This window comes from Burkholderia sp. Bp8992, from assembly GCF_003853705.1.
Lineage (GTDB): Bacteria > Pseudomonadota > Gammaproteobacteria > Burkholderiales > Burkholderiaceae > Burkholderia.
This window is the reverse complement of sequence record NZ_QTQI01000014.1, coordinates 176,964-202,189: the sequence shown is the minus strand read 5'-3', so window position 1 is coordinate 202,189 and position 25,226 is coordinate 176,964. Positions and strand designations below refer to the sequence as shown.

Annotated in this window: 25 protein-coding genes and 1 pseudogene; 9 read left to right on the top strand and 17 right to left on the bottom strand. The window is 68.7% G+C overall.

The window, feature by feature from the left end; all coding sequences use genetic code 11:
- Positions 1–449, bottom strand: a 449-nt coding sequence (locus DIE03_RS21540) for a biotin/lipoyl-binding protein (protein WP_124453818.1), incomplete at its 3' end; no start/stop codon positions are given.
- Positions 450–848: 399 nt separating this feature from the next.
- On the opposite strand from DIE03_RS21540, the gene DIE03_RS21535 reads away from it, so the two are divergent.
- A complete protein-coding gene (locus tag DIE03_RS21535; RefSeq protein WP_124453816.1) occupies positions 849–1,490 on the top strand; it encodes a TetR family transcriptional regulator in 642 nt (213 codons plus the stop codon).
- A 41-nt stretch (positions 1,491–1,531) separates the two neighbouring features.
- Here the strand turns inward: DIE03_RS21535 and DIE03_RS21530 are convergent.
- Positions 1,532–2,205: pseudogene (locus DIE03_RS21530) on the bottom strand (cysteine hydrolase family protein).
- Positions 2,206–2,356: 151 nt separating this feature from the next.
- Here DIE03_RS21530 and DIE03_RS21525 point away from each other — a divergent pair.
- Complete coding sequence (locus DIE03_RS21525; protein ID WP_124453815.1) at positions 2,357–3,373, top strand: helix-turn-helix domain-containing protein; 1,017 nt, start codon at positions 2,357–2,359, stop codon at positions 3,371–3,373.
- 10 nt (positions 3,374–3,383) lie between these two features.
- Here DIE03_RS21525 and DIE03_RS21520 read toward each other — a convergent pair whose 3' ends face one another.
- The 6 genes from DIE03_RS21520 to DIE03_RS21495 form a co-directional block, all read right to left on the bottom strand.
- Positions 3,384–4,091, bottom strand: coding sequence for a CoxG family protein (locus DIE03_RS21520; RefSeq protein ID WP_124453813.1), 708 nt, complete (start codon positions 4,089–4,091; stop codon positions 3,384–3,386).
- Between the two features lie 28 nt (positions 4,092–4,119).
- Positions 4,120–4,479 carry a DUF427 domain-containing protein gene (locus DIE03_RS21515; protein WP_124453811.1) on the bottom strand — a complete coding sequence of 120 codons (360 nt, stop codon included), beginning with the start codon at positions 4,477–4,479 and terminating at the stop codon, positions 4,120–4,122.
- A gap of 135 nt (positions 4,480–4,614) precedes the next feature.
- Complete coding sequence (locus DIE03_RS21510) at positions 4,615–5,052, bottom strand: carboxypeptidase-like regulatory domain-containing protein (protein WP_124453809.1); 438 nt, start codon at positions 5,050–5,052, stop codon at positions 4,615–4,617.
- 103 nt (positions 5,053–5,155) lie between these two features.
- Positions 5,156–6,637, bottom strand: coding sequence for a DegQ family serine endoprotease (locus DIE03_RS21505; RefSeq protein ID WP_124453807.1), 1,482 nt, complete (start codon positions 6,635–6,637; stop codon positions 5,156–5,158).
- Positions 6,638–6,736: 99 nt separating this feature from the next.
- On the bottom strand, positions 6,737–8,083 hold the full coding sequence (locus DIE03_RS21500) for an ATP-binding protein (RefSeq protein WP_124453805.1): 1,347 nt from the start codon (positions 8,081–8,083) through the stop codon (positions 6,737–6,739).
- A gap of 3 nt (positions 8,084–8,086) precedes the next feature.
- The gene (locus tag DIE03_RS21495) at positions 8,087–8,749 is read right to left on the bottom strand and encodes a response regulator (RefSeq protein WP_124453804.1); all 663 of its coding nucleotides are present in this window, start codon (positions 8,747–8,749) and stop codon (positions 8,087–8,089) included.
- Positions 8,750–8,935: 186 nt separating this feature from the next.
- On the opposite strand from DIE03_RS21495, the gene dacB reads away from it, so the two are divergent.
- The 3 genes from dacB (at position 8,936) to DIE03_RS21480 (ending at position 12,950) form a co-directional block, all read left to right on the top strand.
- Positions 8,936–10,468: a D-alanyl-D-alanine carboxypeptidase/D-alanyl-D-alanine-endopeptidase gene (dacB, locus tag DIE03_RS21490; RefSeq protein ID WP_124453802.1), complete on the top strand. Its 1,533-nt coding sequence runs from the start codon at positions 8,936–8,938 to the stop codon at positions 10,466–10,468.
- Between the two features lie 329 nt (positions 10,469–10,797).
- Positions 10,798–11,712: a sterol desaturase family protein gene (locus DIE03_RS21485; protein WP_124453800.1), complete on the top strand. Its 915-nt coding sequence runs from the start codon at positions 10,798–10,800 to the stop codon at positions 11,710–11,712.
- 95 nt (positions 11,713–11,807) lie between these two features.
- Complete coding sequence (locus tag DIE03_RS21480; RefSeq protein ID WP_124453799.1) at positions 11,808–12,950, top strand: SGNH/GDSL hydrolase family protein; 1,143 nt, start codon at positions 11,808–11,810, stop codon at positions 12,948–12,950.
- Positions 12,951–13,031: 81 nt separating this feature from the next.
- Here DIE03_RS21480 and DIE03_RS21475 read toward each other — a convergent pair whose 3' ends face one another.
- The 6 genes from DIE03_RS21475 to pyk form a co-directional block, all read right to left on the bottom strand.
- On the bottom strand, positions 13,032–14,060 hold the full coding sequence (locus tag DIE03_RS21475) for an L-threonylcarbamoyladenylate synthase (RefSeq protein ID WP_124453797.1): 1,029 nt from the start codon (positions 14,058–14,060) through the stop codon (positions 13,032–13,034).
- Positions 14,061–14,071: 11 nt separating this feature from the next.
- On the bottom strand, positions 14,072–15,268 hold the full coding sequence (locus DIE03_RS21470; RefSeq protein ID WP_124453795.1) for a 5-(carboxyamino)imidazole ribonucleotide synthase: 1,197 nt from the start codon (positions 15,266–15,268) through the stop codon (positions 14,072–14,074).
- Positions 15,269–15,358: 90 nt separating this feature from the next.
- Entirely contained in the window at positions 15,359–15,880 is a 522-nt protein-coding gene (gene purE, locus DIE03_RS21465; RefSeq protein WP_069257477.1) for a 5-(carboxyamino)imidazole ribonucleotide mutase, read from the bottom strand.
- A gap of 15 nt (positions 15,881–15,895) precedes the next feature.
- Positions 15,896–16,786 carry a phosphoribosylaminoimidazolesuccinocarboxamide synthase gene (locus tag DIE03_RS21460; protein WP_039360621.1) on the bottom strand — a complete coding sequence of 297 codons (891 nt, stop codon included), beginning with the start codon at positions 16,784–16,786 and terminating at the stop codon, positions 15,896–15,898.
- A 223-nt stretch (positions 16,787–17,009) separates the two neighbouring features.
- A complete protein-coding gene (gene fba, locus DIE03_RS21455; protein WP_050014549.1) occupies positions 17,010–18,074 on the bottom strand; it encodes a class II fructose-bisphosphate aldolase in 1,065 nt (354 codons plus the stop codon).
- A 320-nt stretch (positions 18,075–18,394) separates the two neighbouring features.
- Positions 18,395–19,831 (bottom strand): pyruvate kinase, encoded by a 1,437-nt coding sequence (gene pyk, locus DIE03_RS21450; protein ID WP_124453793.1) that lies wholly within the window; start codon positions 19,829–19,831, stop codon positions 18,395–18,397.
- On the opposite strand from pyk, the gene DIE03_RS38805 reads away from it, so the two are divergent.
- Complete coding sequence (locus DIE03_RS38805; RefSeq protein ID WP_021164118.1) at positions 19,830–19,958, top strand: hypothetical protein; 129 nt, start codon at positions 19,830–19,832, stop codon at positions 19,956–19,958. The two genes, pyk and DIE03_RS38805, sit on opposite strands and share 2 nt — an antisense overlap.
- Positions 19,959–20,115: 157 nt before the next feature.
- On the opposite strand, the gene DIE03_RS21445 is transcribed toward DIE03_RS38805, so the two are convergent.
- From DIE03_RS21445 to DIE03_RS21435, 3 genes are all read right to left on the bottom strand, one after another.
- On the bottom strand, positions 20,116–21,312 hold the full coding sequence (locus DIE03_RS21445) for a phosphoglycerate kinase (RefSeq protein WP_124453791.1): 1,197 nt from the start codon (positions 21,310–21,312) through the stop codon (positions 20,116–20,118).
- 279 nt (positions 21,313–21,591) lie between these two features.
- Complete coding sequence (locus DIE03_RS21440) at positions 21,592–21,915, bottom strand: AzlD domain-containing protein (protein ID WP_124453789.1); 324 nt, start codon at positions 21,913–21,915, stop codon at positions 21,592–21,594.
- Positions 21,912–22,667 carry an AzlC family ABC transporter permease gene (locus tag DIE03_RS21435; RefSeq protein ID WP_124453787.1) on the bottom strand — a complete coding sequence of 252 codons (756 nt, stop codon included), beginning with the start codon at positions 22,665–22,667 and terminating at the stop codon, positions 21,912–21,914. The genes DIE03_RS21440 and DIE03_RS21435 overlap by 4 nt, the downstream gene beginning before the upstream one ends.
- 194 nt (positions 22,668–22,861) lie before the next feature.
- On the opposite strand from DIE03_RS21435, the gene DIE03_RS21430 reads away from it, so the two are divergent.
- From DIE03_RS21430 to waaF, 3 genes are all read left to right on the top strand, one after another.
- Positions 22,862–23,785: a branched-chain amino acid transaminase gene (locus DIE03_RS21430; RefSeq protein WP_124453785.1), complete on the top strand. Its 924-nt coding sequence runs from the start codon at positions 22,862–22,864 to the stop codon at positions 23,783–23,785.
- Between the two features lie 50 nt (positions 23,786–23,835).
- Positions 23,836–24,030 (top strand): zinc-finger domain-containing protein, encoded by a 195-nt coding sequence (locus DIE03_RS21425; RefSeq protein WP_006749970.1) that lies wholly within the window; start codon positions 23,836–23,838, stop codon positions 24,028–24,030.
- A gap of 140 nt (positions 24,031–24,170) precedes the next feature.
- Entirely contained in the window at positions 24,171–25,208 is a 1,038-nt protein-coding gene (waaF, locus tag DIE03_RS21420; protein WP_124453783.1) for a lipopolysaccharide heptosyltransferase II, read from the top strand.
- Positions 25,209–25,226: the final 18 nt, after the last annotated feature.

Sequence of the window (25,226 nt, the reverse complement as noted above, 5' to 3'; positions counted from 1 at the left end):
GCCTGGCCTTGCGTGGCCACTGCGTTGTCGTAGTCCTGCTTGCTGACCGCGTTCGCGGCGACCAGCACCTTGTAGCGCGCGACCAGCGCGTTCTGCGTGACGAGGTTCGCCTGCGCCTTCGCGAGCGTCGCCTTCGCGCTGTTCAGCGCGGCGACGTACGGTGCCGGGTCGATCTTGTACAGACGCTGGCCGGCCTTGACGTCGGTGCCTTCGGTGAATTCACGGCGCAGCACGATGCCGTCGACCCGTGCGCGCACCTGCGCGACGAGGAATGCGCTGGTGCGGCCCGGCAGGTCGGTGAAGACCGGTACGGCTTGCGGCTGGACGGTGACGACGCCGACTTCCGGCGTTTGCGGCGGCGGTGCCGATTCTTTTTTCCCGCACGCGGCCAGGAAAACGGCGGCCGTCGCGACAGTGATTAAGCGGTATGGAACCCGTTCGACGCGCATGGAGCGACCTCTGTGTATAACCAATGGAATAAGTGCCGCACCCGACCGGAGCGCAACACGGATGCGCCTCGCGGCGCAGATCGAACACCTGAATTACTGGACTGCCAGATACAGCACGTCGGCACGAGACCTCCATGCCGACGGGGATGCCGCGAACTGCGGACAGGTACTAGGGCGGGAATCAGCAGAGTGGGATATTAACTGATTGCCACTTGGGTCATTCGATCGTAGGGTGGTATTGTATATACATTCACGAATGTATGTAAAAAGCCCGGTTGTGCTCCGCCGACTGTCCAGTCTTACGAATTGTTACCAGTGGCAAGCATAGCCCGTCCGTACGACGGCTGCGAGGGTTGCAGACCCTATATTCACCTACGACCGATCCATTCAGGCCTGCACATGGTCAGACGTACCAAGGAGGAGGCGCTCGAGACGCGCAACAGCATTCTCGACGCCGCCGAGCACGTGTTCTTCGAGAAGGGCGTGTCGCACACGTCGCTCGCGGACATCGCGCAGCACGCCGGCGTGACGCGCGGCGCGATCTACTGGCACTTCGCGAACAAGAGCGAACTGTTCGACGCGATGTTCGACCGCGTGTTTCTGCCGATCGACGAACTGAAGCGGATGCCGCTCGACGCACCGGGCGGCAATCCGCTCGATAAGATCCGTCAGATCCTGATCTGGTGCCTGCTCGGCGTGCAGCGCGACTCGCAGCTGCGGCGCGTGTTCAGCATCCTGTTCATGAAGTGCGAGTACGTCGCGGACATGGAGCCGCTGCTGCAACGCAACCGCGCGGGGATGAGCGAGGCGCTGCACATGATCGACGCCGATCTCGCGGTGGCCGTGGGACTCAAGCTGCTGCCCGAGCGGCTCGATACGTGGCGCGCGACGCTGATGCTGCACACGCTCGTCAGCGGCTTCGTGCGCGACATGCTGATGCTGCCCGACGAGATCGACGCCGAGCAGCATGCGGAAAAGCTCGTCGACGGCTGCTTCGACATGCTGCGTTACAGCCCGGCGATGCTGAAGGACAGCGACTGACGGCGCGGCGGGGTATGCTCCCCCCGCCCCCGGCTGCCGCGTCAGGCCGCCTTCGCGCGTTGCGCACGGGCCCGCCGGCTCGACGCGGCCACCGAATCGCGCGCCGGCATCGGTGCGCCGGCCAGGCCCGCGATCCACGCGTCCGTCGACATCACGGCCGCGAAATTCGACTGGAACACCACCGTGTACGCGCGGTGAATCTCCTCGGCGCTCGCCGCGCCCGCTTCGTTCTCGTAAGGCAGCGCGCCCGTCGCGTCGGCCAGGTATTCGACCTTCAGCCCCGCATGCGCCGCGTGATAGACCGTCGCCGCATTGCAGTTGTGCGTCATGTAGCCGGCCACCGCGAGCGTGTCGATCCCGTGCGCATCGAGCCACGCGGCGAGATCGGTCCCCCGGCGAACGAACTCGCCAGCGTCTTCTCGATCAGGTGCACATACGGCCGGCTCGCGACCACCGCGTGCAGCGCGACGCCGTCGGAGCCCGGCGCGAAGATCGGCGCACCGGCCGGCGCGACGTGCTGCACGACGATCACCGGCACGCCGGCCGCGTGCGCGGCGTCGATCGCGCGGCCGATGTTCGCGAGCGACACGTCGAGCGGCGGATACTCGATCGGCAGGTTGCCCGTCACGTATTCGTTCTGGACGTCGATCACGATCAGCGCACGGCGGGCGGCAGGATGGGAAACGGAAGACGGGACGGCGTTCGAATTCGACATGGCGGGCTCCTGGCTGGGGGCGCCGCCCCGCCCCGGAACGGGACGGCCAGCGGCGCGATGCGATGCATTGTCGGGCCGCATCGTTCACGCGGACAGTGGCCCGATAGCCATTCTTCGATAAAATCGGGCCATCGCCATCCCGGAGCCCGTCATGGCCGCTGCCGCGCTGCCCACCCCGTCAGTTCCGACCGTCGTCGCCGTGATCGCGTACGACGGCATCAGCCCGTTCCACCTGTCGGTGCCGTCCGTCGTGTTCGGCAAGGAACGCGACGCGGCCGCGTCGCCCGTGTTCGAGTTTCGCGTCTGCTCGGCCGAACGCGGCCCGCTGTCCACGACGGGCGGCTTCACGATCACCGCGCCGTACGGGCTCGACGCGCTCGACGATGCGGACATCGTGATCGTGCCGGCGTGGCGCGACCCGGACGAAGCGCCGCCCGACGCACTGCTCGACGCGGTCCGCGCGGTCGCCGCGCGCGGCGCACAGCTCGTCGGGCTGTGCCTCGGCGCGTACGTGCTCGCCGCGGCCGGCCTGCTCGACGGCCGTCCGGCCACCACGCACTGGGCGTGGGCCGATGATTTCGCCCAACGCTTTCCGCGCGTGAAGCTCGATCCCGACGTGCTGTACGTCGACGACGGCAACCTGATGACGTCGGCCGGCACGGCAGCAGGCCTCGACTGCTGCCTGCACGTCGTGCGGCGGCGCTTCGGCTCGGACGCCGCGAACCAGATCGCGCGCCGCCTCGTGATCCCGCCGCACCGCCAGGGCGGCCAGGCCCAGTACGTGCCGCAGCCGGTTGCCGCGCACCCGCGCGATGCGCGGCTCGCGGGCCTGCTCGACTGGGTGCGCGCGCACCTCGACGCCGCGCACAGCGTCGATTCGCTCGCCGAACGCGTGCTGATGAGCCGGCGCACGTTCACGCGCCACTTCCGCCAGGCGACGGGCACGACCGTCACCGCCTGGCTGCAGGCCGAGCGGCTCGCACGCGCGCAGCACCTGCTGGAAACCACCGGACAATCGATCGACGCGATCGCGCAGGCGGCCGGTTACGGGTCGAGCGTGTCGCTCCGCCAGCATTTCGCGGGCGCGCTCGGCACGTCGCCGTCTGCATATCGAAGGGAATTTCGTGGCGCCGGAGCCGGAGCCGGCGCCGACGCCGGCCCGGTGTAACGCCGGCCGCTCAGCCGCCGTTGATCCAGCGCGCGGCGTAAAGCAGCAGCGCGACGATCACGATCATCGCCGCCCAGGCCCAGACCGGCACCGTGCCGGAGCCGCGGTGCGGGAGCGCGCTGGCCGCACGCCCCGTCAGCGCGCCGCCCAGGTGCGGCGGCAGCGCACGCTTCGTCGCGGCCATCAGCGACGCGGGCCGCAGGAACACATGCTGGCGGCGCTGCGCGGCCGAGCGCGCACGATTCGGCGCGAGACCGTGCTTCGCCTGCACGACCGCGCAGAACTCGCGGAAGAAATCGTCGGTCCATTCGCGCAGCGCGTTGTCGATCTGCCGCCCCGGCAACTCGGCAAGCGGCCCGCTCGCCGTCGCCCAGACCACGTACTCGATGCGCGTGGCGTTCGCGTCGTCATCCGGCATCAGCACGAGTTCGACCTGGCCGCGCAACGCGCCGAGGCCGTCGGCGCGCGCCTTGAAGTTGAGCACACGGCGCGGCCGCCCTTGCGCGTCGCCCTGCTCGGCGGCAACGTGAACGCGCACGTCGTAGCGCGCGCGCAGCGGGCCGAGCGGTACCGTGATCGTCAGCGCGAACTCGCCGCGCGCAAGCTTCACGAACGATTCGCAATGGTCGAAGCTGGCCCGCAGCAGCGCCAGATCCTCGAACGCCTCCCGCACGACAGGCGGCGCAAGCGCGACGCGTAACGTGTCGTTCAATTCCATGACGCCTCCCCGATGAACGCGCGCCGCATCAGGACGTCTCGACGAGACTGTCGATCCGTGCGACATCGAAAGCGACGTAATGCGCAAGCACGGCCGCCGCCTCCCGCGGTTCCTCGTAACTCCATGCGGCGTTCTCGATCACGCCGTCTTCCGTCTGCAGGTCGAAATGCACGGCCTGCCCCCTGAACGGGCACGTGCTCGTGAAACCCGACTTCACGAGCCGGCGCATGTTGACGTCGCCGCGCGGCAGGTAATGGATGTCCGGCAGTCCCGTTTCGCGCACGGTCAACGCGCCGTGCGAATCCGCGTACGTGATGCCGCGATGGATCACGCGAACGCGATGGCGGTTCGGCACGATTTCGAGTCGAGGGTCGGCTGCATCGGACATCGTTTCTCCTTCGGGCGGCCCGGCAGGCAAACCGGGCGCAGGAAACGAAAAAGCCACGGCATGGGTGCCGTGGCGTTCATTATGGGCGAAACTTCGTCCGATTGCGCGACCGGAGGCCCGGGCCGCGCGCGGCGGCTACTGCGCGCTCCACTGGAACGCGGCTTTCGCGCCGCCCTTCGCGCCGACCGTGACGGTGCGCGACTCATCGCTGCCCTGGTACGTCGCATGCACCGTATAGCGACCCGGCGGCACCTGCACGAGCATGTACGGCCCGCGCGCATCGGTCTTCAGCACTTCGGCGCCCTTGCCGTCGACGATCCGCACCTGGACGTCGGCCAGGAACTCGCCGCCCTTGCCGGTGAAGCGCAGCGCCAGCGGCCACTTCGCCTCGTTGCGCTGGAACGCCGTCGATTCGTCCTGCCCGACGCCGCCGGACACGAAGGTGACGTCGCCCTGCTGGCGCGCGGCGGGCAAGCCGTCCGACTGCGCGTACGCGCCGGTCGCACCGGCTGCGAGGCCCGCGACCAGCGCCGCGGCGACGGCAAATCGGGACACGTTGCGTAGATATTGCATGGCTCTCTCCTTGGGGTCGGAACACATACGCGGCGCTGCGTCACGCGGTCGAGCGGCGGCGGCGCCCGCCGCGGCCGGCCGGGCCGGCCGTCGGCCGTACCGGTCAGCTCAGGTCGACCGGCACGAAGATCTGCGCATTATCGCGCTGGATCAGAAGAGCAAGACTGTTGCCCGCACCCTTGACCGCGTCGCGCAACTGCTCGGGGCTCGTGACCGGGCGGCCGTTGACCGCGAGGATCACGTCGCCGGGCTGAATGCCCGCATTGGCGGCCGGGCCGCCGGCCTGCTGCACGATCAGCCCGTGCGACAGATTGGCGGCACTGCGCTCCTGCGGCGACAGCGGACGCACCGCGACACCCAGGCGGCCTTGCTCGACCGGCCCGCCGTCGTTCGACGCGAGCTTCGCATCGGCCATCGCGCCGAGCGTCACGCTGAGCGACTTCTTCGACTTGTCGCGCCAGATCTGCAGGTCGGCCTTCGAGCCGGGCTTCAGGTTCGCGATCTGCGCGGGCAGCGACGTCGAATCGGAGACCGGCGAACCGTTGACCGACAGGATCACGTCGCCCGGCTGCAGGCCGGCCTTCGCGGCCGGACCGTTCGGATCGACCGAGCTGACGAGCGCACCGTCCGGCTTCTGCAGCCCGAACGAACTCGCGAGCGTCTGGTTCAGCCCCTGCACGGCGACGCCGAGGCGGCCGCGGCTCACGTGGCCCGTCTTCACGAGCTCGTCCTTGACCTTGATCGCCTCGTTGATCGGGATCGCGAACGACAGGCCCTGGAAGCCGCCCGTCTGCGAGTAGATCATCGAGTTGATGCCGATCACCTCGCCCTGCAGGTTGAACAGCGGGCCGCCCGAGTTGCCGGGGTTCACCGGCACGTCGGTCTGGATGAACGGCGTGTAGTTCTCGTCCGGCAGCGCACGCGACTTCGCGCTGATGATGCCCGACGTGACCGTGTTGTCGAAGCCGTACGGCGAGCCGATCGCGACGACCCACTGGCCGACCTTGCTCTGCGCCGGATCGCCGATCTTCACGGTCGGCAGGCCGCTCGCGTCGATCTTCAGCACCGCGACGTCGGACTGCTTGTCCGCGCCGACGACCTTCGCCTTGTATTCGCGCTTGTCGGTCAGCTTGACCGTGACGACGTTTGCGCCGTCGATCACGTGCGCGTTGGTGAGGATGTACCCGTCGGAGCTGATGACGAACCCGGAACCGAGGCTCGCGCTCGGCTGGTCGTCGGGCTGCGCGTCGCCGCCCATGCCCGGCACCTGGCCGTAGAAGTGCTTGAAGAACTGGTAGAACGGGTCGCTCGGGTCGATCGGCAGCTGCGGCTGCTGCACGCGCCGCGACACCTGCTTCACCACGTGCTTCGCGCTGATGTTCACGACGGCCGGGCCGTAAGTCTCGACGAGCCCGGAGAAATCGGGGATGCCGGTCTTCGCGGCGGCTTCGGCCGGCATCATTGCGGCCTGCGCGGGCGTGATGATCTGCGGATCGGCGCGGCGGGTGCCGGCGAAATAACCGGCTGACAGGGCGGCCGCCACGGCGACCGCGACGGTGCCGCGCGCAAGGAATCGGGTGTTCATCGTAGGACCTCCTCTTTGTTAGGACGCAGCGTAACGACCCTGACTTAAAGGAGGCTTAATCAGCCTTAAGCGGGGCTTAAGCGGCTGCCGGCGCGCCTCTCACGCGGATTCGGAGGGCTGCGGCGCCTCGGCCGGCATCTCGGCGTCGCGGAACACGACGCTGACGAGCAGGCCGCCCGCAGCCGCGTCGCCGAGCGACACCGTCGCGCCCTGCTGGGCCGCGACACGCTTGACGATCGCGAGCCCGAGCCCGCTGCCCGCGACGTCGGTGCGCGCCCGCGCGGAGCTGTCGCGGTAGAAGCGGTCGAACACGCGGTCGCGCTCGTCGGCCGGGATGCCGGGCCCGCTGTCGCCGATCTGGACGCAGGCGCGGCCGGCCGCGTCGCGGGTCAGCGACACGTCGATGCGCCCGCCGTCCGGCGTGTACTTCACCGCGTTGTCGAGCAGGTTGCCGAACATCACGCGCAGCGCGCCGACGTCCGCGACGACGCTCGCCGCGCGCGTCTCCTCGAAGCCGAGATCGATGTCGCGCCGCTGCGCGAGCGGCGCATGCGCAGCCACGCATTCGGCGAGCAGCGCCTGCAGGTCGACCGGTTCGCGCATCGTCGCGCCGTCCGGTTCGGCGCGCGCGAGCGCGAGCAGCTGCTCGGTGAGGCGTGTCGCGCGCGACACGCCGGCCTGGAGATCCGCGACCGCCTCGCGGCGCGACGCGTCGTCCTTCGCGCGGGCGACGAGCTGCGCCTGGATCTGCACGGCCGCGAGCGGCGTGCGCAGCTCGTGCGCGGCGTCGGCGACGAAGGCCTTCTGCGTATCGAGCGCGGCCGACAGCCGCGCGAGCAGCCCGTTCAGCGCGCGTACGAGCGGCTGCACCTCGAGCGGCAGGCGTGCGTCGGGCAGCGCATCGAGCGCCTCCGGCCGGCGCGCCTCGACCGCGCGCGTCACGCGGCCGAGCGGCGCGAGCCCGCGCCCGACGATCACCCAGACAGCCGCGCCGAGAAACGGCAGCAGCACGATCAACGGCCACAGCGTGCGCAGCGCGACGTTCGCCGCGAGCCGGTTGCGCACCGACAGCGGCTGCGCGAGCTGCACGACGTTGTCGCCGACGATCGCGCCGTACACGCGCCATTCGCCGCGATCGGTGCGTTCGGTCGAGAAGCCGAGTTCCGCGCGCGGCGCGATCGGCGCACGCGGATGCGAGAAGTACATCAGCACGCCGTTGCGGTTCCAGATCTGGATCACGATGCCTTCGTCGCCGTTGGTGCGCGAGCCGAACACCTGCGAGAACGGCTCCGACGGCAGCGCCGCGGCGATTTCCTGCAGCTGGTAGTCGAACAGTTCGTTCGCTTCCGCGAGCGCCTGCCGGTAGATGAGCCAGCCCGCGATGCCCACGCCCGCGACGACGATCGCGAGCAGCCAGATCAGCAATTGATGACGAATCGACCTCACGCGTCAGCTTTCCTTGACGACCATGTAGCCGAGCCCGCGCACGTTGCGGATCAGGTCCGAGCCGAGCTTCTTGCGCAGCGCGTGGATGTAGACCTCGACCGTGTTGCTGCCGATCTCCTCGCCCCAGCCGTACATCTTCTCCTCGAGCTGGCTCTTCGACAGCACCGCGCCCGGCCGCGCGAGCAGCGCCTCGAGCAGCGCGAACTCGCGCGCGGACAGCGCGACGGGCACGCCGTCGAGCGTCACCTGGTGTGAAGCGGGGTCGAGCGTCAGCGCGCCGTGGCGGATCAGCGACTCGCTGCGCCCGGCCTGGCGGCGGATCAGCGCGCGCATCCGCGCGCCGAGTTCATCGAGGTCGAACGGCTTGACGAGGTAGTCGTCGGCGCCCGCGTCGAGCCCCTTCACGCGGTCGGCAATGGCGTCGCGCGCGGTGACGATCAGCACGGGCAGCGACAGCCCGCGCGCGCGCAGCGTGCGCAGCACGTCGACGCCGTCGCGCTTCGGCAGGCCGAGATCGAGCAGCAGCAGGTCGTACGTCTCGCCGCCGAGCGCCGTGAGCGCCGCGTCGCCGTCCTGCACCCAGTCGACCGCAAAGCCGTCCGAGCGCAGCGCCTTGCGCACGCCTTCGGCAATCATTCGATCATCTTCGACAAGCAGTATCCGCATCGGGACGGGCATCCATGGGGCGAGTCAAACACGCCGACCATTGTAGCGCCGCGAATCGCGTGCGCGGCACCCTGCAATGCAACAGTAAGGCGGGTTGCAAGGGGCCTGCGCGGACTTGTCTCTACAATGTGCGCTTCGGCGCCGCCGCGCGCCCTGCCCGAGCCCCTGCTTCTCCCGTATTCGCCCATGCCGATTTCCGATCTTTCCGTCCGGTTCGCCCCCCGCGCCCGCCTGTGCCTGCGCGCAGCCGCCGTCGTCGCCACCTGCACGGCCCTCGTGTTCGCACCGTCCGCGCAGGCCCGCAAGCATTCCCCCAAGGGAGCGCGCAAGACCGCCGTCGTATCGCCCGCCGCGCGTGCGGCCGGCCTGCCGGCGTCCGTGCTCGTCGCGCTGCAGCGCGCGAAGGTGCCGGCCTCGGCAATGAGCGTCGTCGTCGAGCGCGTCGGCGATCCCGAACCGCTGATCGCGTGGAATGCGAGCCGGCCGATGCTGCCGGCCTCGACGATGAAGCTCGTGACGACCTTCTCGGGCCTGTCGATCCTCGGCCCCGACTACCGCTGGCGCACGACCGCGTACACGGACGGCACCATTGACCCCGACGGCACGCTGCAGGGCAACCTGTACATCAAGGGCACCGGCGATCCGAAGCTCGTGCCCGAAGAGCTGATCGACCTCGTCGACAAGCTCCGCAAGGCCGGCGTCAAGCGCGTGGCCGGCGGCCTCGTGCTCGACAAGACCTATTTCGCAACGTCGACCCGCGACCTGCCGTCGTTCGACGACGACGCCAGCGCGCCGTACAACGTCGGCCCCGATCCGCTGCTGTATGCGTTCAAGGCCGTGTCGTTCACGGTCACGCCGGGCGACGACGGCAAGGTGGCCGTCGACGTGCTGCCGCCGCTCGCGAACCTGTCGATCGACAACCAGCTCGTCGAAGGCTCGGGCTCGTGCAGCGCGGCCGCCGCGGCCGCGCGCCCGACGCTGTCGGCCGGCGGCGGGATCATGACGGCCTCGTTCGCCGGCGACTATCCGCTGCGCTGCGGCGCGCACACGACCAACCTCGCGATCCTCGATCACACGACGTTCTTCGCGCGCGGCTTCCTCGCGCTGTGGCAGCAGGACGGCGGCACGATCGCGGGGCCCGTGAGCGAAGGCAAGGTGCCGACCACCGCACGGCCCCTCGCCGTGCATCACAGCCCGGTGCTCGGCAGCATCGTCTACGACATCAACAAGTTCAGCAACAACGTGATGGCGCGCAACCTGTTCCTGACGATCGGCGCGGTGAGCGGCAAGCCGCCCGCGACGCCCGAACAGTCGAGCCGCGTGATCCAGGCGTTCCTGCAGAAGAACGGCATCGCGATGCCCGACCTCGTGCTCGAGAACGGCTCGGGCCTGTCGCGCGAAGAACACGTGAGCGCGCTGTCGCTCGCCGCGCTGCTGCAGGCCGCGAACGCGAGCCCCGTCGCGCAGACCTTCGTCGATTCGCTGCCGATCGCCGGCATCGACGGCACGATGAAGAACCGCCTCACCAACGCCGGCGTGCTCGGCAACGCGCACATCAAGACCGGCACGCTGCGCGACGTGCGCGCGATCGCGGGCTATGTCGGCGGCGCCGACGGCCAGAGCTACATCGTCGTCAGCTTCATCAACAACGATCACGCGGAAGGCGCGCGCGCCGCGCACGACACGCTGCTCGAGTGGATCTACGCGGGCGCGCACTGACGCGCCGCACCCCGCGCATCGGGTCGCCCTCACGGGCGGCCCGAGCCGTTTTTCGCCGCCCCGAACACGGAATTTCACCCTCCCCGGTTTGAAACACCGCCGCCGCCGGCGCGCGCCGCGCCGTGCGCCAACCGCGCCCGTAAAACAGGGCCGCACCGCCGGGCCCCGCGCCGCGCGGCTTCCGTAGAAACCCTGTCCTCAGAGGGAACCCTCTACGCTGCCCCCTCGCCTAGCGCGTGGCGATTGCGTAGGCTGTTGGCCTGACCGATATCTACAACGGGCCATACGCCCGGCCTCATGGCTTGCAGGGGAAAGAAGGAGACACGCCCATGCGATTCGACGTCGAATTGCTTCTGCTCGCGCTGGCGCCCGTCTTCCTGCTCTGCATCGCGTGGGAGGCCTGGCACCTCGCCCGCACCCGTGCGCAGGACCATCTCTATGCGTGGCGCGACACGCTGTGCAACGCGGCGCTCGCGCTGATGCACCAGGGCGCCGACAAGATCGCATGGCTGTTCGTGATCCCCGTCTACGCGTACTGCTACCAGCACTATCGCCTGTTCACGTGGCACGACAGCTGGCTGTCGTTCGCAGTGCTGTTCGTCGCACAGGACTTCCTCTACTACGTATTCCATCGCGCGAGCCATCGCGTGCGTTGGCTGTGGGCCGCGCACGTCGTGCACCACTCGTCCGAGCGGATGAATTTCTCGACCGCGTTCCGCCAGAGCCTGATGTACCCCGTCGCGGGCATGTGGGTGTTCTGGCTGCCGCTCGCGTTCGCCGGCTTTCCGCCGCAACAGGTCATCGGCATCGTGCTGATCAACCTCGCGTTCCAGTTCTTCGTGCACACGCAGGCGATCGGCAAGCTCGGCTGGCTCGAATACGTGCTGAACACGCCGTCGATCCACCGCGCGCACCATGCACGCAACGCGCGCTACATCGACCGCAATTACGCAGGCGTCCTGGTGATCTGGGACCGCCTGTTCGGCAGCTACGTCGACGAAACGCCCGACGACCCGCCGCAGTACGGGATCGTCGAGCGACTCGGCTCGAACAACCCGCTCGTCGCGACGTTCCACGAGTGGGTGTCGATGGCGTCCGACGCGTTGCGCGTCGACGGATGGCGCAACAAGCTGCGCGCGATTTTCGGCCCGCCCGAATGGGCGAGCGCTTATCATGCGCAGATTGCCGAGGCCGCGAACCAGGATCCGCGCACCGTGCCGCTGGCGGCTGCGCGTAACCAATAAACCGTTTCAGCCAACGGCCGCCGCGCAGCCCGGAACCGAGCAGGCACGCGGCAGATGAGAAACACATCAGGCCATATCTACGAGGAGATCGAACGATGCAGACACAACAACACGCACCTTCCCGCACCCGTCAGCGCATGCTGCGCACCGCGCAGGCCGCGATCGCCGGCGCCGCGCTCGCGCTGCTCGCCGCGTGCGGCGGCGGTGACGACAACAACAGCAGCAGCAGCGCATCGAACACGCCGCCGTCGGGCGTGAAGATGCAGATCGTGTCGTTCGGCGACAGCCTGTCGGACGCGGGCACCTACTCGCAGATCAAGCTCGGCTTCGGCGGCGGCCGCTTCACGACGAACCCGGGCCAGGTGTGGACGCAGAACGTCGCGCAGTACTACGGCGACACGCTGCAGCCCGCGAACCAGGGCGGCTTCGGCATCCCGCTGCAGGCCACCGGCGGCCTCGGCTACGCACAAGGCGGCTCGCGCGTGACGCTGCAGCCGGGCATCGGCCACGCGGACGCCAGCGTGCCGAACGCCGACTACGCGCAGGCCACGACGACGCCGATCGCCGACCAGGTCAAGCAGTACATATCGCAGCACGGCAGCTTCAACGCCGGCCAGATCGTGCTGGTCAACGGCGGCGCGAACGACATCTTCTATCAGGCGCAGGTCGCGCAGGCACAAGGCAACACGCCGGCCGCGCAGCTCGCGGCCGCACAGGCGATCGGCCTGGCCGCACAGCAGCTCGGCGGCATCGTCCAGCAGATCGTCGCGGCCGGCGCGACGCACGTGTTCGTCGCGAACGTGCCGGACATCGGCGGCACGCCGCTCGCGCTGCAGGGCGGCACGCAGGCTGCGTTCACGCAACTGTCGGGCCTGTTCAACAAGACGCTCGTCGGCACGCTCGCCGCGCTGAAGGTCGACCCGACGAAGTATGCGGTGGTCGATGTGTTTACGTGGCAGGACGGCATCGCGGCCAACTACCAGGCGAACGGTTTCAGCGTGTCGAACACCGACACCGCCTGCAACCTGAAGGCAATGGTCCAGGCCGCCACGCAGTACGGCGTCGCGAACGCGACCGCATTCGGCTCGTCGCTGTTCTGCTCGCCGCAGACCTACACGGTCGCGAACGCGGACCAGACCTACATGTTCGCCGACACGGTCCACCCGACGACGCACCTGCACGCGCTGTTCGCGCAGTTCGTCGAACAGCAGATCGCGAAGTCCGGCGTCGGCAAGTAAGCGGCCGGCCACGCGCCCAAACGAAAACGCCCGACCGGTTCGCCGGTCGGGCGTTTTTTCATGCGTGAAGCGAAACGAGCGTCAGTCGCGCGCTTCGAACGCGGCCGCCGCGCGGCCGAGGCGATCGTTGACCGCGATCCATTCGACGGTCTCGGGCAGTTTCTCGACGAGGATACGCGCGACTTGCGCACGATCGAGCGCGCGCAGCATCCCGTACAGGTCGCGTGCATAGGCTTGCGGATCTTCCGGCGCCGCGACGAAATGCACGCCGTCGGCCTGCGCCCAGCGTCCCGCGCGCGATGCACGGGCGACGAGCGCAACGCGTTCGCCATCGGTTTGCGCAGCCGCGAGCAGCGGTTCGAGCGCATCGAACGGCAGCAACGCGAGCGGCGTGCGCGGCGCGTAATGCGCTTTCAGCGTGCCCGATGCGCGCGGTGCCGTTGCATCGCTGCCGTCCGGCAGCTGCGGCGCGCGGCCGAGCACGTCGGCGATCTGTTGCGGCGTCACGTGGCCCGGGCGCAGCAGCGCCGGGAAGCCGCGCGACAGGTCGAGAATCGTCGATTCGATGCCGACTTCCGATGCACCGCCGTCGAGCACGTGCACGGTGTCGCCGAATTCGTCGCGCACGTGCTGCGCGGTCGTCGGGCTCACGTGGCCGAACCGGTTCGCGGACGGCGCCGCCACCCCGCCGTGGCCGCCGCGCCGCGCGCTGAATGCGGCCAGCAGCGCCTGCGCGACCGGATGCGACGGGCAGCGCAGCCCGACCGAATCCTGCCCGCCGCTCACGGCGTCCGGAATGCGCGCATGGCGCTTCAGGATCAGCGTCAGCGGGCCCGGCCAGAATGCGTCGATCAACGCGTGCGCGTCGGGCGGCAGGTCGTCGGCCCAGTAGCCGGGATCGCCGCCCGGCGGCAGATGCACGATCACCGGATGGTTCGCGGGCCGCCCTTTCGCCGCGTAGATGCGCGCGACGGCTTCGGGGTTCGCCGCGTCGCCGCCGAGCCCGTAGACGGTCTCGGTCGGGAACGCGACGAGCTGCCCCGCGTCGAGCAGCGCGGCGGCCGCGTCGATCTGGGCAAGCGTCACGGACTTCGGGAGATCGATGGGCATCGGCCGGCGCCTCAGTCGAGCGGCACGCGCAGCAGCTGCGCGCATGCGGTGGCGGCAGCAACGGCTTCGTCGCGCGTCTCGGCCGTGAAGTTCACGTGGCCCATCTTGCGGCCGACCCGTGCGTCTTCCTTGCCGTACAGGTGCAGGTGCGCAGCCGGCATCGCAGCGACCGTGTCCCACGGCGGCGTGACGGCATCGGCCGCTGCCCCGTCGGGGAACCACACGTCGCCGAGGATGTTCAGCATCGCGGCCGGCGAATGCTGGCGCGGGTTGCCGAGCGGCATGCGCGTCATCGCGCGCACCTGCTGCTCGAACTGGCTCGTTGCGCACGCATCGACCGTGTAGTGGCCGGAGTTGTGCGGGCGCGGCGCCATTTCGTTCGCGACGAACGAGCCGTCTTCCAGCACGAAGAATTCGACGCACAGCACGCCGACGTAGCCGAGCGTATCGGCGATCCGCACGGCAGCCTGCTGCGCCTCTGCGACGCGCGCGGCATCGGCGGCCGGCGCCGGCACGACCGTCAGCGCGAGGATGCCGTTGTGGTGCACGTTCTGCGCGAGCGGGAAGGCGGCCGAGCGGCCGTCCGCGCCGCGCGCGATCAGTGCCGACACTTCGTATTTCAGCGGCAGGCGCTTCTCGAGCACGCACGGCACGCCGCCGAGCGCCGCATGGGCGTCGCGCGCTTCCTGCGCGGTGCTCACCCGCACCTGGCCCTTGCCGTCGTAGCCGAGACGCGCCGTCTTCAGGATGCCCGGCAGCACCGCGCCTAGCGCGGCATCGTCGAGCGCGGCGAGCGCCGCCGACGATTCGATCACGACGTGCGGCGCGACGGGCACGCCCGACGCCTCGATGAAGCGCTTCTCCGCGATCCGGTCCTGCGCGACCGCGACGCAGCGGCCGGCAGGCGCGACGAACGTCGTGCGCGCGAGGAAATCGAGGCTCGCGGCCGGCACGTTCTCGAACTCCGTCGACACTGCGTCGCACAGATCGGCCAGTTCGGCGAGCGCGGCTTCGTCGTCGTACGCCGCGCGCAGATGGCGGTCGGCGACCGCGCCGGCGGGGCTCGTCGGATCGGGGTCGAGCACGGCGACGCGATAACCCATCGACTGGGCGGCAAAGCAGAACATGCGGCCGAGCTGGCCACCGCCGACCATGCCCAGCCACGCGCCGGGCAGGATCGGGGAAACGGAATCAGGAGTTGCGGTCATGTCAGTGGTCGGTCGCGGCGGAACGCGGAAATGCCCGCCGCAGTGGGAAAATCCGGCGCCGGCCGCGTCGCGCGGCCGCGCGCCATGCCGTCATTCCAGCGGCGGCAGCACCATCGCGTGCGCAGCTTCGTTCTGCCGCACGCGGAACGCGGCGAGCCGGTTCGCATAGTCGACCGAATGGCCGGACAGGATCGACACGGCGAACAGCGCGGCATTCGCGGCGCCGGCCTCGCCGATCGCGAACGTCGCGACGGGCACGCCCTTCGGCATCTGCACGATCGAATGGAGCGAATCGACGCCCTTCAGGTACTTGCTCGCGACCGGCACGCCGAGCACGGGCACCGTGGTCTTCGCGGCCAGCATGCCGGGCAGGTGCGCGGCGCCGCCGGCGCCCGCGATGATCGCCCGCAGCCCGCGCTCGCGCGCCTTCTCCGCATAGTCGAACATCTCGTCGGGCATCCGGTGCGCGGACACGACCTTCGCTTCGTACGGTACGCCGAATTCCTGCAGGATCGCGACCGCGTGCTTCATCACGTCCCAGTCGGAACTCGAACCCATCAGCACGCCGACGAGCGGCGCACTGTGCGTGTGGGCAGTCTGGACTTCGCTCATTGTTCCTTTCCTCGATCAGGCAAGCGACTGGCCGGTGATGCGCTCGAGCGCTTCCTGGTACTTCGCGGCAGTCTTCTCGACGACGTCGGCCGGCAGCGCCGGCGCCGGCGCCGTCTTGCCCCACGGCTGCGCCTCGAGCCAGTCGCGCACGAACTGCTTGTCGAACGACGGCGGGTTCGTGCCGACTTCGTACTGGTCGGCCGGCCAGAAGCGCGACGAATCGGCCGTCAGCACTTCGTCCATCAGGTACAGCTTGCCGTGGTTGTCGAGGCCGAATTCGAACTTCGTGTCGGCGATGATGATGCCGCGCGTCGCCGCATAGTCCGCCGCTTCCTTGTACAGCTTGATCGAGATGTCGCGGATCGTCGCGGCCAGCTCGGTGCCGATGCGGCGCTCGGTTTCCTCGAACGTGATGTTCTCGTCGTGCTCGCCCATCTCGGCCTTCGCGGCCGGCGTGAAGATCGGCTCGGGCAGCTTCTGCGCGTTCTGCAGGCCTTCCGGCAGCTGCACGCCGCACACGGCGCCCGACGCCTGGTATTCCTTCCAGCCGCTGCCGGCCAGGTAGCCGCGCACGACCGCTTCGATCATGATCGGCTCGAGGCGCTTGACGACCACGCCGCGGCCCTTCACCTGCTCGACCTCGTCGGCCGCGACGACCGCTTCCGGCGCGTCGCCCGTCAGGTGGTTCGGCACGATGTGCGCGAGCTTGTCGAACCAGAAGTTCGCCATCTGGTTCAGCACGCGGCCCTTGTTCGGAATCGGCTCGCCCATCACCACGTCGAATGCCGACAGACGGTCGGTCGTGACGATCAGGAGCTTGTCGTTGCCGACCGCGTAGTTATCGCGGACCTTGCCGCGACCGAGGAGCGGCAGCGAGCGGAGCGTGGATTCGTAAAGGGTAGACATCGTCTTTTCGCAGATAAGGAGCCAAACAAAAAGGGAAACGCCGTTCCCCGCGGCAGGCGGGAACGGCGGTCTTGCAATACGTCGGCGAACCGGCGGGCGACAACGCCCGGCGATTGCCGGCCGGCCCTCGTTCGGCCGGACGGAACGGCTGCCGGGGCCGGATCAGATCCGGCAACCGGGCGGCCAGCCCCGGCCTTGCGGCGGGGGCAATCGTACTACAGTCTCAGCGCACGACCTGCGCGAGCGCGCCGGACTTGTACTGCTCGGCGATCTTGTCGAGCGATACCGGCTTGATCTTGCCGGCCTGGCCTTCGCAGCCGAACGCGAGGTAACGGTCGACGCAAACCTGCTTCGCGGCTTCGCGCGCGGGCTTCAGGTAGTCGCGCGGATCGAACTTGCCCGGGTTCTCGAACAGGTAGCGGCGGATCGCGCCGGTGATCGCGAGACGCAGGTCGGTGTCGATGTTGATCTTGCGCACGCCGTGCTTGATGCCTTCCTGGATTTCCTCGACCGGCACGCCGTAGGTTTCCTTCATGTCGCCGCCGAATTCGCGGATCTCGGCCAGCAGCTCCTGCGGCACCGACGACGAACCGTGCATCACGAGGTGCGTGTTCGGGATGCGCGCGTGGATTTCCTTGATGCGCTGGATCGACAGGATGTCGCCCGTCGGCTTCTTCGAGAACTTGTACGCACCGTGCGACGTACCGATCGCGATCGCGAGCGCGTCGCACTGCGTGAGCTTCACGAAGTCGGCGGCCTGCTCCGGATCGGTCAGCAGCTGCTCGCGGGTCATCGTGCCTTCCGCGCCGTGGCCGTCTTCCTTGTCGCCCTTCATCGTCTCGAGCGAGCCGAGCACGCCGAGTTCGGCTTCGACCGTCACGCCGATCGAGTGCGCCATCTCGACGACCTTGCGCGACACGTCGACGTTGTACTCGTACGACGCGACCGTCTTGCCGTCGGCTTCGAGCGAACCGTCCATCATCACGCTCGTGAAGCCGCTGCGGATCGCGGCCGTACAGACTGCCGGCGACTGGCCGTGATCCTGGTGCATCACGACCGGGATGTGCGGGTACGACTCGACGGCTGCTTCGATCAGGTGGCGCAGGAACGGCTCGCCCGCATACTTACGCGCGCCGGCCGATGCCTGCATGATCACGGGCGCGCCGACCTGGTCCGCCGCCGCCATGATCGCCTGGACTTGCTCCAGATTGTTCACGTTGAAGGCCGGCAGGCCGTAACCGTGCTCTGCCGCGTGGTCCAGCAATTGACGCATTGATACGAGAGGCATTGTGGAACTCCTTGGAATGAAAACCGGTGCGCCCTGACGCCGGCGCGGCAGCCGGCCCCGGTTGGACCGGGGCGGCGCGGCGCGGCTGAGCGTCGAATAGCCGCATTTTATCGCGAAGCGCCTCCGATTCCGACCGCCCCGTGGCGCCCGCTCGCAATTTGTTACGTTCGCACGGCACAATGCGGGCAAAAAAGAGAAAAAAAGCCGCGCGGGGCTTCGGACCCCACGCGGCTTTCGGGTAAAAAACGGTGCCAGATCGATTTTCAGCCGATCCGGACGGACGGCCACGAGGCCGGCCCGATGCCCGGCCGGCGCTCGACTCAGTAGTGCTCGCCCACCCGCACGATCTTCAGCGTGTTGGTGCCGCCCGCCTGCCCCATCGGCTCGCCGACCGTCAGCACGACCATGTCGCCGTGCTGCACGTAGCCCTGCTTGACGACGATCTCGAGCGCTGCCTGCAGCGCCGAATCGCGGTCGCTGTTGAAGTCGACGTGCAGCGGCGTCACGTTGCGGTACAGCGCCATCGTGCGTTCGCTGCCGACGCGCGGCGTCAGCGCGAAGATCGGCACGTGCGTGTAGTGACGCGACATCCACAGCGCGGTCGCGCCCGATTCGGTCAGCGCGATGATGGCCTTCGCGCCGAGGTGGTACGCGGTAAACAGCGCGCCCATCGCGATCGACTGGTCGATTCGCGTGAACGTGCGGTCGAGGAAATCCTTGTCGAGTTCGACCTCTTCGGACTTTTCCGCTTCGACGCAGACGGCCGCCATCGTCTCGATCGTGACGACCGGGTACTTGCCGGCGGCCGTCTCGGCCGACAGCATCACAGCGTCGGTGCCGTCGAGCACCGCGTTGGCGACGTCCGACACTTCCGCGCGGGTCGGCACGGGGGCGTGGATCATCGATTCCATCATCTGCGTCGCGGTGATCACGAGCTTGTTCGACTCGCGCGCCATCCGGATCATCCGCTTCTGCAGCGCCGGCACGGCCGCGTTGCCCACTTCCACCGCGAGGTCGCCGCGCGCGACCATGATGCCGTCGGATGCGTCGAGGATGCTCTGCAGCGCCGGGATCGCTTCCGCGCGCTCGATCTTCGCGATCATCTTCGGCTTGATGCCGTACGGCGCGCCCGCGATGTTCGCGAGCTGGCGCGCCATTTCCATGTCGGTCGCGTTCTTCGGGAACGACACCGCCACCAGGTCCGCGCCGAGCGACATCGCGGTGCGGATGTCTTCCATGTCCTTCGCGGTCAGCGCCGGCGCCGACAGGCCGCCGCCCTGGCGGTTGATCCCCTTGTTGTTCGACAGCTCGCCGCCCACCTTGACGATCGTGTGGATCTCGTCGCCGAGCACGCGCTCGACGGTCAGCACGATCAGGCCGTCGTTCAGCAGCAGCAGGTCGCCCGGCCGCAGGTCGCGCGGCAGTTCCTTGTAGTCGAGGCCGACGCGCTCGTCGTTGCCGAGTTCGCAGGCGGCGTCGAGGATGAACGGCTGCCCCGGCACGAGCGTGGTCTTGCCGTTCTCGAACTTGCCGACGCGGATCTTCGGGCCCTGGAGGTCGGCCATGATCGCGATCTCGCGGCCAACCTTGCGGGCGGCCTCGCGCACCATCTCGGCGCGCTGGCGGTGATCGTCGGCCGTACCGTGCGAAAAATTGAGCCGCACGACGTCGAGGCCCGCCTGCATCATCTGCAGCAGAATCTCCGGCGAACTGGAAGCCGGGCCGATCGTGGCGACTATCTTGGTGGCGCGCTGCATGAAACTCCTCATCTGGATCAAGGTGGATGCGCTGGGTGAAACGCTGCGAGAGCCGGAAGCGGCGGGCCCAGCGGCGGCCGTTCCGGGGGGCGTGCCGGTGCTTGCGCCCGGCATCGCTTTGTTCTGAATCTCGTGGTGCAGTGCGGCCGCGTCGCCGGCAGCCGCCGGTGCGCGCGGGGCGGTGTTCGCCCGCGCGGGCGCGCGTTTGCGCTTGCCCGCGCCGGCCGGCTGCTCCGCTTTCGCGGAGCGCGCGGCCTTCGTCACCCCTGCGCGCGCCGCCACGCTCAGGCCGCCCGCGTTTCGAGCACTTCCACCGCCGGCAGCTTCTTCCCTTCGAGGAACTCGAGGAAGGCGCCGCCGCCCGTCGAGATGTAGCTGACCTGGTCGTGGATGCCGTACTTCGCGATGGCCGCGAGCGTGTCGCCGCCGCCCGCGATCGAGAACGCGGACGATTTGGCGATCGCGTCGGCGAGCGTCCTGGTGCCGTTGCCGAACTGGTCGAACTCGAACACGCCGACCGGGCCGTTCCACACGATCGTGCCGGCCTTCTCGAGCTGGCTCGCGAGCGCCTTGGCGGTATCCGGGCCGATGTCGAGGATCATGTCGTCCGCTTCGATGTCGGCGACCTGCTTCACCGTGGCCACGGCCGTCGGCGAGAATTCCTTCGCGGTAACGACGTCGGTCGGGATCGGCACCGACGCGCCGCGCTCGCGCGCTTCGTCGATGATCGCCTTCGCCTCGTTGACGAGGTCGGCTTCCGCGAGCGACTTGCCGATCGACAGGCCGGCCGCGAGCATGAACGTGTTGGCGATGCCGCCGCCGACGATCAGCTGGTCGACCTTGCCGGCCAGCGACTTCAGGATGGTCAGCTTGGTCGACACCTTCGAGCCCGCGACGATCGCCACCAGCGGGCGCGCCGGGTTGCCGAGCGCCTTGCCGAGCGCGTCGAGTTCGGCGGCCAGCAGCGGGCCCGCGCATGCGACCGGCGCGTACTTCGCGATCCCGTGGGTGGTCGCTTCCGCGCGGTGCGCGGTGCCGAACGCGTCGTTCACGTACACGTCGCAGAGCTTCGCCATCTTCTGGGCGAGCTCGTCCGAATTCTTCTTCTCGCCCTTGTTGACGCGGCAGTTCTCGAGCAGCACGACCTGGCCCGGCGCGACGTTCACGCCGTTCTCGACCCAGTTCGACACCAGCGGCACGTCACGGCCGAGCAATTCGGCGAGGCGTTTCGCGACCGGTGCGAGCGAGTCTTCCGGCTTGAATTCGCCTTCGGTCGGACGGCCGAGGTGCGACGTGACCATCACGGCCGCGCCGGCGTCGAGCGCGGCCTGGATGGCCGGCACGGACGCACGCACGCGCGTGTCTTCGGTGATGTTGCCCTGGTCGTCCTGCGGGACGTTCAGGTCGGCGCGGATGAACACCCGCTTGCCGGCGAGCTGGCCGGCGGCGATCAGGTCGGTAAGACGCTTGACTTGGCTCATGTTGGACAAATTGAAGTAGTGGATGGGGAAAGGGGGTTCACGCTGGACGTGCGCGGGCTGCCGCGAAAGGGCGCCGGATGCGGCCGTGGCTGGCGGTTCGCATGACGCGCACGGGTAAAAAATCTCGAACGGGCATTCTAGCCGATCCACCCGGCAGACTGACCCGCGGGCGGCGAATTCCGCCTATTTGGGATCGCACGCGGCAGCGGACACGTTGCCGCAGCGCAGCAATGCATGGGCGCGAGCAGCCGGCGCCCGGCAGGCCGGAGCGGCGGCTCATCAGAAGACCAGGCGCAGGGCGGTGAACACGAGCATCCCGACGACGATCGTGCCGAGCATGCTGCGCCGCCACAAGAACCAGCCGAGGCCGGCGAGCGCCGCGTAGAACGGATGGTTGGACAACGCGAACGACAGCCCGGCCGGCGTTTCGAGCACGTCGGGCAGCACGACGGCGACCAGCGCGGCCGCCGGCGCGTAGCGCAGCGCGCGCTGCGCGCGTTCGGGCTGCACGGTGCGCTCGCCGCCGATCAGGAACAGCGCGCGCGTGACGGCCGTGACGACCGTCATCCCGATGATGACGATCCAGATCTCCGTCGCGCTCATTCAATTTCCTTTTCGTGCACGGTTTCGGTACGGATGCGCCGCCAGTCGGCCCGTTCGACGAAGAAGTCGGCCGTGCAGCCGGCCGCGAGCGCGGCGAGCACCGCGAGCGGCAGCGCAAGCCGGTACGGCAGGTCGAACGCGATCAGCGACACGATGCCCGCGACGGCAACGGCCGCGAGCGTCGAGCGGTTCGCGACCGCCGACACCATGATCGGGATCAGCGCGAGCGTGCCGGCCAGTTCCAGCCCCCAGCTCGCGGGGAAGAAGCTCGCGAGCAGGATGCCGGCGAGCGACGACACCTGCCACGATGCCCAGCTCGCGAGCGCCATCCCCCAGAAATACGCTTCCTTGCCCGGCACGTGGCCGTAGGCAAAGCCCTGTTTCTGGAACAGCAGGTAGATCACGTCGCCGTTGAAATAGCCGATCGCGAGGCGCCGCCACAGCGGCAGGTAGGAAAAATGGGGCGCCAGCCCGGCGCTGAAGATCACGAAGCGCATGTTGACCATCGCGGCCGTAAGCAGCACGGTCCAGATCGGCAGCTTCGCCGCGAGGAGCGGCAGCACCGCGAGCTGCGACGAGCCCGCGTAGACGAAGATCGACATCGCGCTCGCCTGCCCGAGCGTCATGACCGACTTGCTCATCGCGATGCCGGTGACGAGGCCCCAGGACAGGATCGCCATCAATGTCGGGGAATAGTCGCGCGCGCCCTGGATCAGCGCGAAGCGGTCGGTGGCGGACAATCGAGCGAGCATGGGAAAGCGGGCCGCAGCGGGCGGTTCGTCGGGGCGCCGGCGCCTCCTGCCGGTACGTCCCGTCGTTATTGGAATCGGTACCGGGCGATTATAGCGCCGCCCCTGTGCCGACCGACCGGATCGCCGCCAAATGACGCTAAAATAAGCGTCTTTCCGGCTCAACGCTGCATACAACCGCATCCCAGGAGAAATCTATGTCAATGGCCGACCGCGACGGCAAGATCTGGATGGACGGCAAGCTGATCGACTGGCGCGACGCCAAGATCCACGTCCTGACCCACACGCTGCACTACGGCATGGGCGTCTTCGAGGGCGTGCGCGCGTACAAGGCGGCCGACGGCAGCACCTCGATCTTCCGCCTGCCGGAGCACACGAAACGTCTGCTGAATTCGGCGAAGATCTTCCAGATGGACGTGCCGTTCGACCGCGAGACGCTCGAAGCCGCGCAGCTCGCGGTCGTGCGCGAGAACCAGCTCGACTCGGGCTACCTGCGCCCGATCATCTGGGTCGGCTCGGAAAAGCTCGGCGTGGCCGCGAAAGGCAACACGATCCACGTCGCGATCGCCGCGTGGCCGTGGGGCGCATACCTCGGCGAAGACGGCCTCGCGAAGGGCATCCGCGTGAAGACGTCGTCGTTCACGCGCCACCACGTGAACGTGTCGATGGTGCGCGCGAAGGCGTCGGGCTGGTACGTGAACTCGATCCTGGCGAACCAGGAAGCGACCGCCGACGGCTACGACGAAGCGCTGCTGCTCGACGTCGACGGCTACGTGTCGGAAGGCTCGGGCGAGAACTTCTTCCTCGTGAACAACGGCAAGCTGTACACGCCCGACCTGTCGTCGTGCCTCGACGGCATCACGCGCGATACGGTCATCACGATCGCGAAGGACGCCGGCATCGAGGTCATCGAGAAGCGCATCACGCGCGACGAGGTCTACACGGCCGACGAGGCGTTCTTCACCGGCACGGCCGCTGAAGTCACGCCGATCCGCGAGCTCGACAACCGCACGATCGGCAGCGGCGCGCGCGGCCCCGTCACGGAAAAGCTCCAGTCGGCGTTTTTCGATATCGTGTCGGGCAAGAACGCGAAGTACGCGCACTGGCTGACGAAGGTCTGAGCGCGCCGCGCCACCGACCGCCCCACAAAAGAGTGATAAGAGAAAGTCTCATGAGTGAAATCAAGGAAATGCCGCTGGTCGAGCTGACGGCCAAGGATCTTCCCGCCTACTGCCCGAACCCGGCCATGGCGCGCTGGAGCGCCCATCCGCGCGTCTTCATCGACGTGTCGCACGGCGAAGCGCGCTGCCCGTACTGCGGCACGCGCTACAAGCTGCGCGACGGCGAGGTCGTCAAGGGCCACTGAGCCCGGGCGGCCGGGCCCGCGGGCCCGCCGACTCGCAAGGCGGCGCAGCCGGACCTCCGGCGCGCCGCCCTTCTCCATTCTGGCAACCCGAACGCGGCGCCCGTGCGCCGTGATTCATTACGACATCGGAAGTCGACCTGATGCGTCGAGCGCTGGTTATCGCACCGAACTGGATCGGTGACGCATTGATGGCGCAGCCGCTTTTTGCGCTGCTGAAAAAACTCCATCCCCGCATCGCGATCGATGCCGTCGCACCCTCTTGGGTGGCGCCGGTGCTCGAGCGGATGCCCGAGATCCACGATGTCTACGCGACCGATCTCGCGCACGGCAAGCTGCAGCTGCTGCGCCGCTGGCAGCTCGCGAGCGACCTGCGCGACGTCGGCTACGACGCGGCGTACGTGCTGCCGAACTCGCTGAAGTCCGCCGTGATCCCGTGGCTCGCGAACATCCCGCTGCGGATCGGCTATACGGGCGAGCACCGCTACGGGCTGCTGAACGTGCGGCACGCGAACCCCGACAAGTCGGGCGAGCGGCCGCCGATGACGACCCACTACGCGGCGCTCGCGTACGCGCCGGGCGCGAAGCTGCCCGAGTCGATGAAGGCGCTGCCCGCGCCGCGCCTCGACGCGGACCTGAACGAGACGGCGCGCGTGTCCGCGCGTTTCAATCTCGATACGCGCAAGCCGCTCGTCGTGTTCTGCCCGGGCGCCGAATACGGCCCGGCCAAGCGCTGGCCGCCCGAGCACTTCGCGACGCTCGCGACGATCGTCCACCAGTCGTTCCCGTACACGCAGATCGTCGCGCTCGGCTCGCAGAAGGACGCGGCGGCCGCGCAGGCGATCGCCGACCACGCGCCGAACGTGCGCAACCTGTGCGGGCAAACGTCGCTGTCGGAGGCGTGCGCGCTGATCGCGCGCGCGAACGCGGTCGTCACCAACGATTCGGGGCTGATGCACGTCGCGGCCGCGCTGCGCCGGCCGCTCGTCGCGCTGTACGGATCGACCGATCCGCGCCACACCCCTCCGCTGTCCGACCTGGCGAAGGTACAATGGCTGCATCTCGAATGCAGTCCCTGCTTCGAACGCGAGTGCCCGCTCGGCCACCTGAAGTGCCTGCGCGAACTCGGTCCCGAGCAGGTATTCGGCGATTTGCGCGGCATGCTCGTCGGGCAGCGCTGACCCTGGCCGGCAGCGTCG